Genomic DNA, 17069 nt, shown 5'->3' on the forward strand with positions numbered 1-17069 from the left:
ACTCGCCCCTCGGCTTTCGGGTGCGGGAAGCGATCATCATGAGACCGACGAGCGCGAGGACCATCGCCATCGGATAGCCGACCGCGAGATCCTGCCATCCGGCGCTCGGAAGAAACCGAAGCTGCCCGAGATGAATTACGACGTGGGTCGCACCGATCACGACACCCGCCATCAGGGACCACCCAACCCCGACCTTGACGGCGGCGCTCACGCTTGTACGCCTCGGTGTAGGGGCCGCCCGCGTCTTCCGACGACCGGCCGTCTCGTTCTTCGCCTGACATCGCGCGCTGCCAGCACGTCCATACGTTGTCGATCGTGAGCGAGTCGGCCGACGGAGCCGAACCACCGCCGAGGAGAAGGCAACCTGGGGCGAGGGCACGCCTGCGCTGGTAGCACTGAGGGTGACAGCGGGCGAGGTTCTGATTCGCCGGTACAGGCCGGGGCCCGTTCGACGTCGTTTGCGCCCGCTGGCAAACCGATAGGTTCACTTCCCGGCAGTAGCGGGACCATCGGCGAAGTGTCCGGTCCCGACCTGGTAAACCCCGAACAAGACGATCTCGGCATCCGATTTCACCGGATCGGTTCTGGTGCTCGACCTCCGGGGTCGGCACTGCGGAACGTGCGTGATCATTCTCCGATGGTTCGTCCGGTGTTTCGCCACGCGAGCATGCCGCCTTGTAGTTCGACGACATCGGTATAGCCGAGAGAGGCCAGTTCTTTCGCAGCGGTGGCGCTCATTGTCCCGGTACGGCAGTAGATCGCCAGCGGTGTGGTCCGGTCGGGCGGCAACGTCGCGGCCTGTTGTCGGATCTGGTCGAAGGGAAGACTCGAATCGGTTCCCGGGAGCTGGCCCTCGTCGGGGGTATGGACGTTGATCGTGACTCGGCCGGGATCGGCAATCGCGGCGGCGAAGTCAGCGGGATCGAGCAGTTCCGCCCGCGTAGCAACGGGCATCGACGCACTGGGCTCAGAGACCTCGCCGCCGGTACATCCAGCGAGTGCAAGGACGAGGACAGTCAGTATCGATGCCGGACTACGGAGCGTCGATCGGGACACCGAATGCGGTGCCATCGCATCGAGGTGATCACCGAAAGGCACACGCATAAAAATACGTTCGGTGATCACGAGAGCACCTGCGACGCTGCGAGGACGCCGATGAGGACCGCGCAGCAGATGAGCGAGACAGTGAGTCGGCCTCGACGAGTGTGCGCGTCCACTCGAAACAGAAACAGGCCTTGCCGGACCAATGTGTATGCGGCAATACTCCCCAGGAAGACCAGCCCTCCGACGGGAAGGTCGACCTGAAGTACCGCGGCGAGCGCAACTCCCGCGATCAACAGGGCTGCAGCGGCCTCGTAGAGCTGAACCGGAATCCTCCTCGTCGCCAGGGTGCGATCGGACGAAAACAGGCCCCACCGAGATCGAGTCGGACGCCCCGAACAGCAGCCCGCCAAGAAGCATCCCGGACGACCGATCGCCATGCCGAGAAACAATCCCGGGGTGGTTGCATCCAGGACTGCGCCGACGTCCATACCCCCGAGTGCTCCGCCGATGACCAAGGTGCCGAGCGAAACGAGGAGGAAGCCTTGTATGCACGCTCCTGCGCGGATGAAAGTAGATATCGGTCGACGGTGCAAGATCAAGTACCAAACCTTGGCACCGATATATCCCAGAATGCAACTCAGAGCTGAAATTGCAACAGCAGCAGCAACATTGGCATCCATGCGTGAGAGCAGGAATCCCTGAACAATCAATGCAACCACCGCTCCCGCGGCTACCAACGCCGGCCAACTCCACACCCGCACAGCGGGACCGTATGTCAGTAGCGCAGTGCGCGCGGTGAGCACAGAGTTCTGCTGCCGTTCGCTACTGTCTGCGCCCCCGTCGATGCGTCGCGCACTCACCTCCCACTCCCCGCTGGCAATGCCCTGAATACGGGTGGTCGCGGCGAACCGGCCTCCAGCGGCAGGACGTGATTTCACGACCAGAGTCCGATCGAAACCGACCTTCTCGGTCGATGCATGGCCCTCGACTTCCACCCGCGATCCAGTGAAGCGAATCGCCACGTCGTGGCTGGGCTCGGCATCGGCCCCGCCGACACCCCAGTACGTCACCGCAAGCCCCAGCGGCTCGACCTGGGAAATCTCATCGGTACAACTGGTGGCTGGTGAGCGCTTGGGTGCGTAACTCTGCGGTGCGGGCGCAACAGCTTCAGGCGTGCGGGCACGTGGGCGCTCCGGCGGCGCTGCAGTATCGATCGTCGGATCTGCGGCCTGGGCCGACGCTCGCGGTGGGGTAGTGGAGGCCGGCGCGAAAGCCCGGGCGACAGTGGGATGGAGTGCACCGCTGCCGGGCGAGTGGCCCCTGCTTCGAAGATAATCGGCGGCGGCGACGCTGACCGCAGAATGTGGGGCCACCGCTGAGAGGGGATGCCTTGGCTGGGGCTCAGTACGTATGGCACCGGGGTGGGGAGCCGGTGGGCCGCCCCCGGATCGTGTCGCCGTGGTTCGTCGTTTGTGCGCTTTCGATCGCGACTTGCTGGATTTCTTTCCCACAGGTTGCCTCCATCATCGCCTGTCCGGGCGACGGCGTCTCGACAGCAGTCAACTACTATGCTCGATAGTAGCTGAACTACTAAGCGTTATAGTAGGAGCTGCGGGATGACCACACTCCGCAGGTCAGCAGGTGGCTGGTGCGAGAGTGAGGAGCAGCAATGATGAATATGGGCACCATGAGTGGCGGATGGACGATGATGGCAGGAATGGCCGCGTTCTGGCTGGTCGTGATCGCTCTGTTGATCTGGGGTGCGGTTCGGCTGATGTCCGCTCGCCCGCAATCGGGGGAGGACGCGCAGGAAATCCTCGATCGTAGATTCGCGGCCGGGGAGATAGATCGAGATTTCTATCGCGCAGCGGTCGCAGAATTGGCGACCGCTGCGCTGCGCAAGCGTGCCGACACTCGGTAAAGAGCAACTGCGGTGTGACGGGCAGGCATTTTCACCGCATGTGACCGAGTTTGCGGACTGGATATGTCGGTGCGCGCCGGCTGGCCGGTAGGGCAGGGCTCGCCCGGGGCCGGTGAGCGGCAACTGTCGGCGCGTTCGAAGGCGCACCGAAACGATCAGATCGAAAGTGGAACCGAACGTGAGTGATACACCCATCTACGACTTACTCAACGCTACATCGGCGTCGCCGCAGCCCCATGGTGAACGAGACAGTATCGCTCCACCGTCCGATCTGCGGCGTCAGCGATCGACCGAACGAGCAGTTCCGCGATCTTCGAGAGTCGACACGCGGGCTCGCCATGCGCGCCGTGACACGGCGTAATTCGCCCTGCCCTGCCTCCAGTCGGTGAGAAGACTCGTAACGGAAATCGCAGCGAACGCCGATGATCCACGCGCGTGTGCAGGTACGCCCGTCGCTGTAAGGCTCAGCTGTGCCGCGGATGCATGCGCCCCTTGACCGAATCGGTATCGACATCCATGCCCGTCCGTGAGCATGACAGCGACCGCGGGTGCACCTGGTGGCCAGCCGACTGGCGCTCACGCGTTGACAACACCCTGACGGTTCTTCCCAATGAGATCAGGAAGGGGTATGGTTCGACTTGATCGACATATACCCCTATGGGGTATATGTTGTCCGAGATGTCGAAAGCTACGCATGATCATCACGCACTGTCAGTTACGCCGGTATCGATGTACGGCCACTGTGAGCCGTCGGTCCGCAACGACGTCAACGCCGTGATCGGAATGGACACTGTCGCGTTATCGGCGGCGGCAGGGACATTCACGGTCACCAGTGCAGCCGCGCTCGTCCAGGCGCAGATCATTGTCGCCCTCGACGCCGAATACACAGCCGAACCAGAACCCACGAGTTCATGGGATGAATGGATATCGAACTCGATGGATGAGAGGACTGCACGATGAACGATCACACACACTCCGACGTCGACTCCGCGCGGACGGATCCGCCGAACAGACTGCAGCACAGCGGGCATGAAGAAGGACCCGAAATGCACACGGACGGGGCAGAGAAGGCGACTCCGCAGTCGGACCACGACACCGGCGGGCACAACGCAGAGCACGGCGGGCACACCGGTCACGGTGATCACGTCGGTATGTTTCGTCGCCTGTTCTGGGTCATGCTGGTCCTTGCCGTTCCGGTGATCGTTGCCTCGAACATGTTCGCGATGCTCCTCGGCTACTCATTGCCCGACGCAGCGTGGATTGCCTGGGTCTCTCCGGTGTTCGGAACGGTGATGTACGCCTGGGGCGGGTCTCCGTTCCTCTCCGGAGCAGTCAGCGAAATCCGTTCCCGTGCACCGGGAATGATGCTGCTCATCGCCCTGGCGATTACCGTCGCATTCATTGCGTCGATGGGAGCGAGCCTCGGCCTGCTCGATCATCAGCTCGACTTCTGGTGGGAACTGGCCCTGCTGATCGTGATCATGCTGCTCGGGCACTGGATCGAGATGAGATCACTCGCCCAGACCACCTCCGCTCTGGACTCGTTGGCGGCGTTGCTCCCGGATGTCGCCGAACGCGTCGAGGGCGACGATGTGGTGCCGGTGCCCCCGTCCGAGCTGCAGCTCGGTGATGTCGTTGTCGTCCGCCCCGGCGGCCGCGTACCGGCGGACGGCACCATCGTCTCCGGATCGGCGAGCATGGACGAATCGATGATCACCGGGGAATCACGCACCGTCCGCCGCAGCGACGGCGATCAAGTCGTCGCCGGCACTGTCGCCACCGACTCAGGTCTGCGCGTCCAGGTCACTGCAGTAGGGGAGGACACCGCCCTCGCCGGCATCGGCCGCTTGGTCGCCGACGCCCAGAACTCGACCTCGCGCGCTCAGCGCATCGCGGACACCGCCGCTGGCTGGCTGTTCTGGTTCGCTCTCGGTGCCGCGATCATCACCGCTGCGGTGTGGACTCTGGTCGGGATGCCCGACGACGCCGTCATCCGCACCATCACCGTGCTGGTCATCGCCTGCCCGCACGCACTCGGACTGGCGATTCCGCTGGTGGTCTCCATCGCCACCGAACGCGCCGCCCGCGGCGGTGTTCTGGTCAAGGACCGGCTCGCACTCGAAACCATGCGCACGGTGGACACCGTGCTGTTCGACAAGACCGGGACCCTCACCAAGGGTGAACCCACCGTCACCGCAGTCGAGGTGACCGGCGGGCGCACCGCCGACAACGTTCTCGCGCTGGCCGCTGCCGCAGAAGCAGATTCCGAACATCCACTCGCCCGTGCCATCGTCGAGGCCGCACGCGCGCGGAACCTGACGGTCCCGGCTGCAGCCGGCTTTCAGTCGTCCCCCGCCGTCGGGGTCGCAGCCGACGTCGACGGCGTCCGGATCCAGGTCGGCGGGCCGGCACTGCTCGAGCAGGAACACGGATCCGAACTCGCTGTCGCCGACCGGTGGCGCGGGGACGGGGCGATCATCCTGCACGTCCTCGCCGACGGGGCCGTGATCGGTGCCCTCGCGCTCGCCGATGAGATCCGGTCCGAGTCACGCACTGCGGTAGACGCGCTGCACGCGCGAGGAATCGCGGTCGTGATGATCACCGGTGATGCCGACGCCGTCGCGAAGTCCGTCGCCACCGAGCTCGGTGTGGACCGCTACTTCGCCGGGGTGAAACCGGAAGACAAGTCGCACAACGTCGCTGAACTCCAGAGCGAAGGCCGTACGGTGGCGATGGTCGGCGACGGAGTCAACGACGCCCCGGCTCTGGCGCAGGCCGATGTCGGTATCGCGATCGGGGCCGGCACCGACGTCGCAATCGCATCGGCCGGAGTGATCCTCGCCAGCGACGACCCGAGGTCGGTGTTGTCGGTGATCGAACTCTCGCGCGCCTCGTACCGAAAGATGAAGCAAAACCTCTGGTGGGCAGCGGGATACAACCTCATCTCGGTTCCGCTCGCGGCAGGAGTGCTCGCGCCGGTCGGGTTCGTGCTGCCGATGTCGATCGGCGCGATCCTGATGTCGCTGTCGACGATCATCGTCGCTGCGAACGCACAATTACTGCGTCGACTCGACCTCACACCCGACACCATCACCGGAGCGGTGAACGAGGGGAGTTCCAACCCTCCGTCGCAGCGCACACCGTCACTGTGAGAGCTGATCTCGTACCGGGAACGCAGCCCTGACAATTGTGGAACGTTGATGGCCGCACCTTCTCCGCCGGAGAGGATGCGGCCATCGTTGTCTATAGCGGGCCGGGTCAGCCGAGCAGCCGCTGCATGGTGTCGATTTCCTGCTGCTGGGTGGCGACGATGGTGCGGGCCATCTCCAGGGCGTCAGGATTGGAACCGTCTGCGATTTCGGTGTTGGCCATCTCGATGGCGCCGGTGTGGTGGGCGATCATCATCGTCAACCACTGGCGGTCGAATTCCGGTCCCGACGCTGCCATCAACGCGTCCATGTCCTGAGCGGTCATCATGCCGCTGCCGGAGCTGTGGTCCATCCCGCCCATGTCACCCATGTCACCCATGTCACCCCTGTCCATGTCGGGCATGGGCTGGCCCCACTCGGTGAGCCAGGTGGTCATCTGGTCCATCTCGGGCTGTTGCGCGGCGGCGATCGCCGATGCCAGCGACAGCACCTCCGGGTTGTCGGTGCGGCCGTTCGCCATGTCGGCCATCTCGACTGCTTGGGCGTGATGCGGGTACATCATCTGCGCGAACATCACGTCGGCATCGTTGAACTCTGCGGACGCGCTTGCTTGGGCCGAGGACATCGGTGCCGAGGACATCGATCCCATCGCATGGCCGTCCATCGACGAATCGGCCGCGTTGTCGCTACAGCCGACGACGAGGAACGCGCTCGCGGCGGCAGCAGCGATCGAGGCAATGACTTTGGTACGCATGAGGAAACTCCTTGCAAGAGTGGGTAGTGCAGAGAATTGGATGTCGTTCGATCCGCCGACAGACACGCGTCTGCCGGGCTCCCTGTCACACTCGCAAGGTCACCGATCTGTCCAACTCCCATAACGTCCACGGCGGCGCACGCTCAAGCGTGGAGTCGGCCCGTCCAATGATCCGGTTCACCGATGTCGGCGCCAGGTCGAGGGCTGCGCTCATCGCCGGGACCGTCAGCGCGGGCCACGACACCGTCGTGCCGACGCAGGGATGCATCATCTGGTGCCCCGACGGGCAGTCATGTTCCCCGGTCATCACCGGAACCGTGGCGTCCGTGTGGGACGGTGCTGCGAACGAGGCATGGCCGCCGCTCATCGATGTGGACATCGAGCCGGTCACGGGCATCGACATCGGTGTCACCGAATGCATCAACAGGACACCGAACACCGTCAGTGCAATCAGTAAAGCTGCCGTCGGAGCTGTGCCCCGTCGACCGTGCCGATTCACTGAGTGCATGCGGCCGATGATACCAACATATACCCCCTGGGGGTACGCCTGTCTCGTCGCGTTCGGTCGTCGAAGCATTTCGTCATGTCTTCGAGGTGTCGAGTCCGAGATCTGTTGCGCGGTTGTAGTCGTCGTCGATGAGCACCACGCTGCGATGTTCCCGGTCGAGTAGTGAGGCCGCGATCGAGGCGCGATAGCCGGAGGCGCAGTGCACCCACACTTTGCCGTCGGGAACTTCTGCGAGTCGGTGCGGCAGTTCGTGGAGGGGAATGTTGATCGCACCGGGGATGTGGCCGTCCGCGTATTCGGACTGTTGACGGGTGTCGAGCACTGCAATGTCCGAGTCCTCTGCGGCGAGTCCGGCGAAGTCGGACACTTCGTAGGACCGTACGCGCCCGTCGCTGGCGAGCGAATGAATCTCTCCGACAGCGGAGCCGGAGGGGTGGTCGATGCCGATACGTGCCAACTCCCTTGTGGCCTCGTCGATTTGATCGGATGTGTCGCCGATCAAGGTCAGCGGCGCACCCCACTGGTAGAGCCAGCCGAGGTAGGTGACGAATGTCGTCGACAGCTCGAAGCCGAGGGAACCGTCGAGATGTCCGGCAGCGAAGGCGGTGCGTGCGCGGAGGTCGACGACCCATTGTCCGTCGTCGATGCGGCGGCGTAGTTCGTCGGGGTCGACGGGTTCTGGGGTGGACAGGTCGATCGGTGCGGGGCCTTCGGTGTTGATGACGCCCATGTGGGCGTAGTACGCGGGGTAGGCCGACAGTCCTGCGATCAACTCGTCGACGTAGGTTTGTTCGTCCTGGGTCAGCGCGGGATTGGACTGTTGCTGTTCACCGATGGTCGACGAGTCGCCGCTGGTGGGGGTCGCGGAGCAGAAGCTACCGAATCCGTGGGTGGGGTAGACCTCGACGTCGGCGGGGAGTTCGGCGGCGATTCGACGGACCGAGTGGAACTGGGCATGGGTGAGCTCGTCGGTGTGTTCGGAGCCGAGTAGGTCGGTGCGGCCGGTGGATCCGTAGAGCATCGAGCCGCCGGTGAAGATCGCGATCGGTTCGTCTCCGAGTTGCAGTACGTAGCTGACGTGATGATGTGTATGGCCCGGGGTGTGCATGACCTGAAACGTCGCCGATCCCGCGTCGACGACATCGCCGTCCCCCACTGCCCGTCGCTCGAATTCGACCGGGTCACCCTCGGGCACAACGTATTCGGCTCCGGTGGCGCGTGCGAGTTCGAGGCCGCCGGTGACGTAGTCGTTGTGGATGTGGGTTTCGAGTACGTGGGTGATGGTGGCGTTCTTCTCCGCTGCCAATGCCAGGACGCGGTCGATGTCACGTTGGGGATCGATCACAACGGCGATGCCGTCGTGGCTGACCAGGTAACTGCGGTCGCCCAGGCTCGAGGTTTCGATGATGGCGATATCTGGATCGGTCGTGCTCATGGGGTACTCCTACGGTGTTGTCGGGTCGGCCTCGTTTCTGACGTGAAATGTGTCGTTCAGGCCAGTGCGAGGAAGAGTTTTTCCAGTTCCGCTTCGGTCATGGGTTCTTTGTTGTCGGCGGTCTCGCCGGTCATGCATTCGCGGAGGCCGGTGGCGACGATCTTGAAGCCGGCTTTGTCGAGGGCGCGGGACACTGCGGCGAGTTAGGTGACGACGTCTTTGCAGTCGCGTCCGTTCTCGATCATGCCGATCACTCCGGCGAGCTGGCCGTGTGCGCGGCGCAGACGGTTGAGTACCAATGCGATGCTGTCTTCGTCGCCGACCATTGCGATCTCCTGATGGTGTGGGGGTGGTAGTCGTTCCAGATTACCCCTGGGGGCATCGGGTCGGTGTGTGCGTCCGGTCATGAAAGAAAGAGTGTGTCGACAAGTACGTAGCCTGCGACGGCGAACACCAGGTAGGCGAACCACGTGCGCAGCTTGTCGGTGTCGATGCGTGTGCTCAGTCGCCCGGCGACCAGCGAGCCTGCGATCGCCGCACCGGCGAACGCGGCTGTCAGCGGCCAGTTCCCGCCGAGCCCGTCGGCCTGAGCGATCAGTCCGGCGGCGGAGTTGGCGACGATGACCACCAGCGATGTTCCGACGGCGACACTCATCTCGATTCCCAACAGCAGCACGAGTGCGGGGATGATCAGGAATCCTCCGCCGACGCCGAACAGTCCGGTGAGGACTCCGACGCCGAACCCGGTCGGGATGGACCGTGGTGCGCACCGCCGCCAGTCGATCCCGGAATTCCCTGTTTTGCAGGCAGTTCCGACATCGTCGGTGCTTCCCAGCATCCGCGCCCCGGCGATGATCATGACGATCGCGAAGCCGATCATCACGGCGGCCTCGGGCAGATGTCTTCCCAGGGCGCTGCCGACCAGGGTGCCGACGATACCGGTGGCCGCGAAGATCGCCGCCAGTCGCCACTCGACGAGCTTCGCCCGCACCTTGGGGATGGCCCCGGTCGCCGAGGCGACACCGATCACCAGCAACGAGGTCGGTATCGCCTCCGCCAGGGGCAGGTCGAGGGCGTAGACCAGAACCGGGACGGCGACGATCGACCCACCGCCGCCGAGGAGACCGAGCAGGATGCCGACGGCGACGCCGAGAACCAGGGCCAGCGTCAGGGTCATCAGCTGTGTGCTGTGTCCTGGCCACCGAGTGCGTCGATAGCGGCCTGGAGCTTGGTGGTGGCCTCGGCGGCGACGTCGGAGAGTGCTGGTTCGCCTGTCGCTTGTACCATGATGTCGGGGTTCATGGCTTCGACGATGATCGATCCGGGTGCGCTCGTGTCGGCGCGGACGACGACATTGCACGGCAGCAGCAACCCGATCTGGCGCATGACTCCGACGGCGCGGTGCGCGAGGGTGGGATTGCAGGCACCGAGGATCAGATACTGCTCCATGTCCTCGTCGAGTTTGGCCTTCAACGTGGCCTGCATGTCGATTTCGGTGAGAACACCGAATCCCTGATCGGACAGGGCTGCTTTGACGGAGTCGACTGCGGTGGCGAAGTCGGTGTCGGTCAGGGTGGTCGAGAGTGCGATGTTCATGAGGGAAATTCCTTTCGATTATCAAACTGCGGTGATGTAGGTCTACCCGTTCAGGGGCCGACGAATACTCGGCACGCCGACCCGGCTGAGGAGTGCGCTCGCCGGACACCAGCCGACCGCTGCGTAGAGGGCGAGGTTCGCGGCAGCGAACGCGCTCAGTAGTCGCCACTGCGGTGCGTGTAATTCGCCGAGTGCCAGACCGGTGGCGGTGACACCGGCAGCAAGGGCGGGGACGATACGTTCGATCGGCCATCCTGTGAATGCCGCCGAGTGGGTTGTGTTCGGATCGATCATCAGTGCTCCGTTCGGTGTGGTGAGGGTGTCAGTGAGAGAAGCTGATCGACGGCAGCACCTTGCGCAGCCAAGCCGGTGACCACCATGCGGCGTGACCGGTCAGACGCAGCAAGACCGGCAGCAGGATCAGCCTGATCAGGAAGGCATCGAGCAGTACCGCGACACCGAGAATGATGCCCATCTCTTTCGGTGGGAGCGGATCGGACAGTGCGAAGGTGAAGAACACGGCGACCATCACCGCGGCGGCGGCGAAGATGACCCGGCCGGAGTGCGCGAGCCCGTCGACCTGAGCTGCCTTCGGGTCCCCGGTCTTCTCGTAGTGCTCTTTCGCGGTGGCGAGCAGGAACACGGTGTAGTCCATGGCGATGGCGAAGATCATCGCGAAGAAGAACACCGGACCCCAGCCGTCGAGGAAGCCTTGCGGGGTGAAGCCGAGCAGTGACGCACCGTGCCCGTCCTGGAAGATCAGCTTCGCGACCCCGAACGCTGCCGCGGTCGAGAGCAGACTGACGGCGGTGCCGAGGATCGCGATCAGCGGTGCTTGGAGTGCAACGAGCAGCAGAACGAACCCGAGGGCCAGAATGATGCCGATCACCAGCGGTAGGTAGTCGTTCAGAGCCTGCTGCAGATCGAGGTTCTCCGCCGGCGCCCCGCCGACCAACGCCGACTCCGGGAGTTCTGCGCGTAGGTCACCGAGGATGGTGCCCATTCTCTCGTCCGAGGGGTCCACAGTGGGAAACGCCTGTAGCAGTGAGTAGTTCGAGCCATCGGACGCAGGTTGGGGTGGGGTGACCATCGAGATCCCGTCGACGCTGCTTGCCGCGGTGGCCGTCGCGGCTGCGTCGGAAGAGGGGACGACGATCTGCAGTGCGCCGGGTGCGCCGGCACCGAACTGAGCCTGGACGAGCTCGTAACCCTGCCGGACCGGCGCGTCCTCGGGAACGACGGCGATCGAGGGCATCGCCACTTTCAGTCCGAGGACCGGAAGAGCCAGCGCGATGAGGATGCCCACGGACACCAGCGCGAAAGGCCAGGGATGCTTGTGCAGCAACTCACCCCACGCCGCGAACTTCGGGGAGCGGTGCTGCTGACGCTTGGCGTAGGGCAGGGACGCGGCGTTGACCTTGGAGCCGAGCGCACCCAGGGTTGCGGGGAGCAGGGTCATGGTGGCGATCAGCACGAATGTGACAGCGAGCATGATGCCTACGGCCATGGTGCGCACCGCCGGTGCGGGAACGAGCAGGACGGCCGAGAGGCTTACCAGGACCGTCAGACCGGATAGGACCACGGCTTTGCCTGCGGTGTCCATGGTTTCGGCGACGGCGGCACGTGGATCGGCGTTGCGCAGTGCGTCGCGGAACCTGGCGACGATGAACAGGGCGTAGTCGATTCCGAGGGCGAGGGCGAACATCATCGCGAAGTTCATCGCCCACACCGAGATCGGGGTGACGCCGTTGAGCAGAACGAGTCCGCCGGCAGAGGCGACCAGACCGGCGACGGTCAGCAGCAGCGGCAGACCCGCGGCGACGAGGGAGCCGAAGGCGAGCACCATGATCGCCAAAGTGACCGGCCACGAGAACAATTCGGCCTGGATCATCGCGTCGTGGTTGGCTTTGTTGAAGTCCGACCACAGTGCTGACGACCCGGTGGGGTAGACCTCGATGCCGTCACCGGACAGTGCGGTCAGCTCGCCTTTGACCTCGTCGACGGCTTTGACCATGTCGTCGGTACTCGCGTCTGCGCCGGCGATGAGGATGCCGGTGTGACGGTCGGGGCTGATGGTCATGCCCGGCTGGGGGGCGACGATCTCGCCGAAGCGGGTGTCGCTGTCGAACACAGCCGCGACGTCGGTGAGTGTCTGCTGCATCGCCGGGTCGTCGATCGAGGCGGTGTCGGAGTGAACGACGACCTGCACTGCTGCAGAGGAGTTGCCGCCGAAATGCTGCTGGGCGAGTTCGCGTACCTGGACGGATTCGGATCCGTTGGCCTGCCAGCCGGCCCCGGCCAACGACGAAAACACCGTTGGTGCAGCTGATCCAAGGGCGATTAGGGTGATCAGCCAGATACCGAACACCCAGCGGCGACGCGTGACCATCGCGCTCCCCAGGCGGCCGAGTGCGCCAGGTGCAGGTGGCCGGTCACGGTCGTGTCGGTCGGTAGCCGCCGCGGTAGCGGGAACGGACATAGCATTCTCCTAAATACGGGTGGGGGTATATGACAAGGCCACGAAGGCCCAAAAGCTTCCTCGAAGACTTAAAGGTGAGGTGTCAGCGATGAAACAGGGAGTGAAAAAAGCCGGTGCGCCTAGCTGATCGGGTGCCTCGCTCGACGAGCAGGTGCACTGCTGCGGCCGTGGGACATTCTTCATGACGCTGTCGATGTGGCGCCCGCAGCCGGCCCAGGTGGTCTTACCGCATGTCGGGCATGCGACGGGGTAGCACATGGCAATCCTTCCTGGCGGGGTGTACCTACTGTTGCATATACCTAGGGGGGTATGCAAGTACCCCTAGGGGTATAAATCATCGATGCGAGGGTGATGAATGGGAAGGTTCACCGCCGCGGGCGAAAGGGGAACGTTCGCATTTCGTGTAGGAAGACCGCGACTGCTCGAGACGGACTACAGGTCTACCTTTAACAGTGGCTGTATGACACCCACTTCTGAACAAGTGCAGCTGACTTCTGAAACTGACATCGGTCGACGCTCGGACCAGCTTGTCGGTGTCTTGATAGATAGTGTTGTAAGTAATCCCAGTTTGATCGCAGATTCCGAGACGAAGGGCTTCAGGTGGACGAAAACCTGATCGGGTACGCCCGATGCTCCACACGAGGACAGGATCTACGAGCGCAGCGCACAGCCCTTCGCAAGATGGGCGTCGACACCGGCAACATCTACACCGACCGCGGATACACCGGGCGCAATCGCGAGCGGCCCGGTCTCACCGAAGCTCTCGCGGCAGTGGGGGAGGGGGACACTTTGGTGGTCACCAAGCTCGACAGACTCGGTCGGTCGGTGACCGACCTCAATGCGATCGTCACCGAGCTCGATGCCAAAGGTGCACGGTTGATCTACGGTGGCCAGGTCTACAGTCCAGGTGATCCGTCGAGCAAGATGTTCTTCACTGTTCTCGGCGCGATGGCCGAGTTCGAGGCCGACCTGACTCGCGCACGCACCCGTGAGGGCGTCGCGATCGCCAAAGAGCAGGGCCGGATGACCGGACGCAAGCCCAAACTCACTGCACTGCAACACGAACGTATCCTCAAGGACTACGAATCCGGCGAGTTCGGTGCCGTGAAACTCATGGAGCTGTACGGCCTGAGCCGATCAGCCGTCTACGCAGCCCTCATTCGGGCCCGCGAGCAACGCGACGGAGCACCCACACCCCGCGCCACAACCGCCAGGAGCTGACACACAATGAGCACCCACGCCCATCGCCACACCACCGACACGACCGGTGGCGCTCAGTTCGGCCTTGCCGCCGAGGCGACTTCATGACCGCCGAACGGGTGGTCGCACAGTGCGCCTGGTGCGACCAGTGGCACTCCGAGACTCCAGCGAATTCGGTGCCGGCCGATCCGGTCTATCACGACGAGTGCCGCCCAGCCGGCGTGCACGGCTGGACCGCCGCCGATGCCAAGGCTGCTGGCCCTGCTCGGCCCAGGCGGTAGACCCCACCCGCCGAAGCGGTTGTAATGCAATGACTTCGGCCGCGACGTCCATTTCCCCGACCGCGCAACAGAAGCGCAGAGATCTGCGATCTCCTCGCGCATCTGTGGCCACACCGAATTACATCATCCGACCGCGAAGGCCCCGACAGTGCTCCAACACCGCCGGGGCCGGTCGATCACAGAACGGACCTGCGATCAATGAACAACGCTAATACCCCCGACCACGACCCCACCAGCGAGGACACCCTCGACATCCACCCCCGCGTCCTGACCGGTGCCCTGATCACCGGCCTGGCCATCGCCATCGTCGTCGGCGCAGCATCCTTCAAGCTCTCCTTCTCCACCCTGCTCGACCTCGCCGTCATGGCCGGCATCCACCCGGCCGATGCCTGGGTCATCCCCGTCGCTCTCGACGGCCCGATCCTCGCCGCCGCCGTCATCCGGATCGCCCTCTCTCAACACACCGACGCCGCCACCAAAAGAGGCCGGCGACTCGTCGTGGCAGTGCTGACCGTCTCGGCGATCCTGTCCATCGCAGGCAACGCCTATCACGCCGTCCTGACCGCAACCGTCCTCAACGCCGCCGTCGCAGCGGCAATAGCAGCATTAGCGCCCGCGATGGTCCTCACGATGAGCGAGATCGTCGCTGTCGTGCTCCGCGCACCCCGCCGCCGTGCCGCAACCACGATCGAGACCCCCCAATCCTTCGATACGGCCACCGAGACAGTTCGCATCGAATACCCAATCGATCGCGTGGAGAGCGAACAGTACAGCGCAACAGCAGGATCGGCGCTCGCCGGGATAGACGAGGACCTCGATAACGGCCTGCTCAAGCCCGCCGTGTGGACCAGCGTCGACCTCTACCTCGCGCACCCCGACTGGTCGTTGAGTGACATCGCCCGCCACCTCGAGCTGCACACCTCGACCGTCTCTCGACACATCAAGACCTGGACACAGGTCCAGCAGAACATCGCCAGCGAACGCAGCACCGCAACCCCCCTCGCAGCCAACCACACGCACACCACCGACCCCGGCCAAGACCAGAGCCCAGGCATCGATGAAGCGGGCACGGACGACCGAGTCGACGACGAGTACGCCCCGATGGACACCGGTCGTGACTTCGTAGGTTCAAGTCGCTGACCGAGAATCGAGCCACTGCGACGCGCACACTTCTGCTGGCGAAGTTGAGACCTATTCCACTCGACACGGTTGCACCGAGTCCTCAGTGCCGCCGGTCACTTCAGCGTTGTCGTTCGGTAGGGTCCTCGCGAGTCCGGTGACGTTCCGGCGAAGATCTTGGAGCTGACGCATGACAACGGACACCGAAATCACTTATGAGACTAAGACGGTCCGCGCGGTTCGCGGCATGGAGTCGCGGACCATCGAAAAGTGGGAAAGTGAAGGCTGGGAGGTTGTCTCTCAGGTACCCGCGAAGATCCGGACGGAGATCACGTTCCGACGCCCGGCACCCAAGTCTCGTCGGGGCCTTTTGATTGTCGGTGGCGGCGTGTTCGCGCTTGCGCTCGCGGTCATCTTCACCATCGGCATTATCGGCGAAAGAGATACCGGCCCTGCGGAAACTGCCAGTCCTGCGCCCAGTGAGGTAGCGGCCCCGAACGAGCAACCGTCCCCGGAATCGATGGCCACGGCGACGCCTACACCATCGCCGTTGCCTGACGACGTTGTTCTCACGTCGGAGAACAGTCCGGAGTTCGCGGCCCTGCTCGCATTGACCGACACTTGCTCGCCTGACATCGCAGCGTTCGCTGCGGCTCATCGAGGTCAGACAATCTCGTTCCCGGGCAGCATCGTCGCGATGGGACCTCACGAGGGCGCGAGTACCAGACACGACATCCTCATCAACGCCGGCGACTTCAGCGAAACCTTCTCGCAGCCCGGGCCAAGTTTCCAGTTCCGTGATGAGAACACCAGCTACGACCTCAACTGGATCGGCTCGGTGCCAGACACTATTGGCGTCGGAACGAACCTTGGCGTCACGGCGGAGGTCGACCGCTACGTGGAGCAGCAGTGCCTGTTCCTTCTCGATCCGGTTACCACTGCCGTCCGCTAACTCGAACTCGAACCAAAGATCAGAGAGTCTTGCCTGCGCAGAACAGGATCCCGGCACACATGCCCGCAGCGCACGCACGGCCTGGCTTTGATCTCGCGCAGTCGTTTCGTGAGCAAATCGGGAGGCCGGTTGGTGTAGGGCAGAGGAGAAAACCGGCCGACGAGGCCGATTACGTCAGTGTGCAGCGTTGAACGCTTCTTCGATCGCAGCGGGAATGCGGCCGCGATCGTTGATTTCGTAACCATTGTCTGCGGCCCATTGCCGGATCGCTCTGGTCTGAGCCGGATCACGTGTGGCCCCGCTGTTCGAGGGTGCAGCAGATGGAGGCGTGGAGGTGGGGGAGTGTCGACGCTTACGCCCGCCGACCCGGGTTGCGTGCTCGATGTAGTAGCCGATCTTCCGGTGAAACTCGCTGGCGTTCTTCGCCTTAAGGTCAACGAGGTAGTCGACACCATTGACGGAGAATTCGATCGTCTCGCCTGATTCGTCGTCGATGACCGAGCCGTCGATATCGTCGACCAATTGAGTGAATACTTTTTTCGCCACGGTTCGATGCGGCCTCTCTCGAATGGAAACACATTGCTGTCGATGACCACCCTAACCGGACCGAATTCGCAGGCAGATGAACCGG

15 protein-coding genes and 1 pseudogene are annotated in these 17069 nt (G+C 63.7%); 5 read left to right on the forward strand and 11 right to left on the reverse strand.

All coding sequences use genetic code 11. The features are described from left to right. Positions 1 to 627: 627 nt before the first annotated feature. Both CH283_RS23380 and CH283_RS23385 read right to left on the reverse strand, forming a co-directional pair. Positions 628 to 1125 (reverse strand): rhodanese-like domain-containing protein, encoded by a 498-nt coding sequence (locus CH283_RS23380; RefSeq protein ID WP_255183311.1) that lies wholly within the window; start codon positions 1123 to 1125, stop codon positions 628 to 630. Next, positions 1122 to 2417, reverse strand: a complete 1296-nt coding sequence (locus CH283_RS23385; RefSeq protein ID WP_230593573.1) for a prolipoprotein diacylglyceryl transferase family protein — start codon at positions 2415 to 2417, stop codon at positions 1122 to 1124. The genes CH283_RS23380 and CH283_RS23385 overlap by 4 nt, the downstream gene beginning before the upstream one ends. A 296-nt stretch (positions 2418 to 2713) precedes the next feature. Here CH283_RS23385 and CH283_RS23390 point away from each other — a divergent pair, with 296 nt between their 5' ends. Beyond that, positions 2714 to 2965 carry a hypothetical protein gene (locus CH283_RS23390; RefSeq protein ID WP_032401334.1) on the forward strand — a complete coding sequence of 84 codons (252 nt, stop codon included), beginning with the start codon at positions 2714 to 2716 and terminating at the stop codon, positions 2963 to 2965. Between the two features lie 956 nt (positions 2966 to 3921). After that, positions 3922 to 6117 (forward strand): heavy metal translocating P-type ATPase, encoded by a 2196-nt coding sequence (locus CH283_RS23400; protein WP_032401336.1) that lies wholly within the window; start codon positions 3922 to 3924, stop codon positions 6115 to 6117. 106 nt (positions 6118 to 6223) lie between these two features. Here CH283_RS23400 and CH283_RS23405 read toward each other — a convergent pair whose 3' ends face one another. The 8 genes and pseudogenes from CH283_RS23405 to CH283_RS23440 all read right to left on the reverse strand — a co-directional run bounded on the left by CH283_RS23405 (position 6224) and on the right by CH283_RS23440 (position 12886). Further along, a complete protein-coding gene (locus CH283_RS23405) occupies positions 6224 to 6868 on the reverse strand; it encodes a DUF305 domain-containing protein (protein ID WP_008720034.1) in 645 nt (214 codons plus the stop codon). An 85-nt stretch (positions 6869 to 6953) separates the two neighbouring features. Next, positions 6954 to 7376, reverse strand: a complete 423-nt coding sequence (locus tag CH283_RS23410) for a DUF6153 family protein (RefSeq protein WP_027494146.1) — start codon at positions 7374 to 7376, stop codon at positions 6954 to 6956. Between the two features lie 73 nt (positions 7377 to 7449). Further along, the gene (locus CH283_RS23415) at positions 7450 to 8811 is read right to left on the reverse strand and encodes an MBL fold metallo-hydrolase (protein WP_094639403.1); all 1362 of its coding nucleotides are present in this window, start codon (positions 8809 to 8811) and stop codon (positions 7450 to 7452) included. A gap of 56 nt (positions 8812 to 8867) precedes the next feature. Beyond that, positions 8868 to 9137 (reverse strand): annotated as a pseudogene (locus CH283_RS23420) (metal-sensitive transcriptional regulator). 77 nt (positions 9138 to 9214) lie between these two features. Then, positions 9215 to 9988, reverse strand: coding sequence for a sulfite exporter TauE/SafE family protein (locus CH283_RS23425; RefSeq protein WP_094639404.1), 774 nt, complete (start codon positions 9986 to 9988; stop codon positions 9215 to 9217). After that, a complete protein-coding gene (locus CH283_RS23430; RefSeq protein WP_094639405.1) occupies positions 9988 to 10407 on the reverse strand; it encodes a DUF302 domain-containing protein in 420 nt (139 codons plus the stop codon). The genes CH283_RS23425 and CH283_RS23430 overlap by 1 nt, the downstream gene beginning before the upstream one ends. 42 nt (positions 10408 to 10449) lie before the next feature. Beyond that, complete coding sequence (locus CH283_RS23435) at positions 10450 to 10701, reverse strand: YgaP-like transmembrane domain (RefSeq protein WP_094639406.1); 252 nt, start codon at positions 10699 to 10701, stop codon at positions 10450 to 10452. Positions 10702 to 10729: 28 nt separating this feature from the next. Beyond that, positions 10730 to 12886: an MMPL family transporter gene (locus CH283_RS23440; protein WP_094639407.1), complete on the reverse strand. Its 2157-nt coding sequence runs from the start codon at positions 12884 to 12886 to the stop codon at positions 10730 to 10732. A 600-nt stretch (positions 12887 to 13486) separates the two neighbouring features. Between CH283_RS23440 and CH283_RS23450 the strand changes: the two genes are divergently transcribed. The 3 genes from CH283_RS23450 to CH283_RS23460 all read left to right on the forward strand — a co-directional run bounded on the left by CH283_RS23450 (position 13487) and on the right by CH283_RS23460 (position 16438). After that, entirely contained in the window at positions 13487 to 14107 is a 621-nt protein-coding gene (locus CH283_RS23450; RefSeq protein ID WP_032390479.1) for a recombinase family protein, read from the forward strand. 458 nt (positions 14108 to 14565) lie between these two features. Beyond that, on the forward strand, positions 14566 to 15507 hold the full coding sequence (locus CH283_RS23455) for a DUF2637 domain-containing protein (RefSeq protein WP_094639408.1): 942 nt from the start codon (positions 14566 to 14568) through the stop codon (positions 15505 to 15507). 169 nt (positions 15508 to 15676) lie between these two features. Continuing rightward, positions 15677 to 16438 carry a DUF4839 domain-containing protein gene (locus tag CH283_RS23460; protein WP_094639409.1) on the forward strand — a complete coding sequence of 254 codons (762 nt, stop codon included), beginning with the start codon at positions 15677 to 15679 and terminating at the stop codon, positions 16436 to 16438. 174 nt (positions 16439 to 16612) lie between these two features. On the opposite strand, the gene CH283_RS23465 is transcribed toward CH283_RS23460, so the two are convergent. Continuing rightward, on the reverse strand, positions 16613 to 16984 hold the full coding sequence (locus tag CH283_RS23465; protein ID WP_094639410.1) for a histone-like nucleoid-structuring protein Lsr2: 372 nt from the start codon (positions 16982 to 16984) through the stop codon (positions 16613 to 16615). Positions 16985 to 17069: the final 85 nt, after the last annotated feature.

The organism is Rhodococcus sp. 05-2254-2 (assembly GCF_002259095.1).
Lineage (GTDB): Bacteria > Actinomycetota > Actinomycetes > Mycobacteriales > Mycobacteriaceae > Rhodococcoides.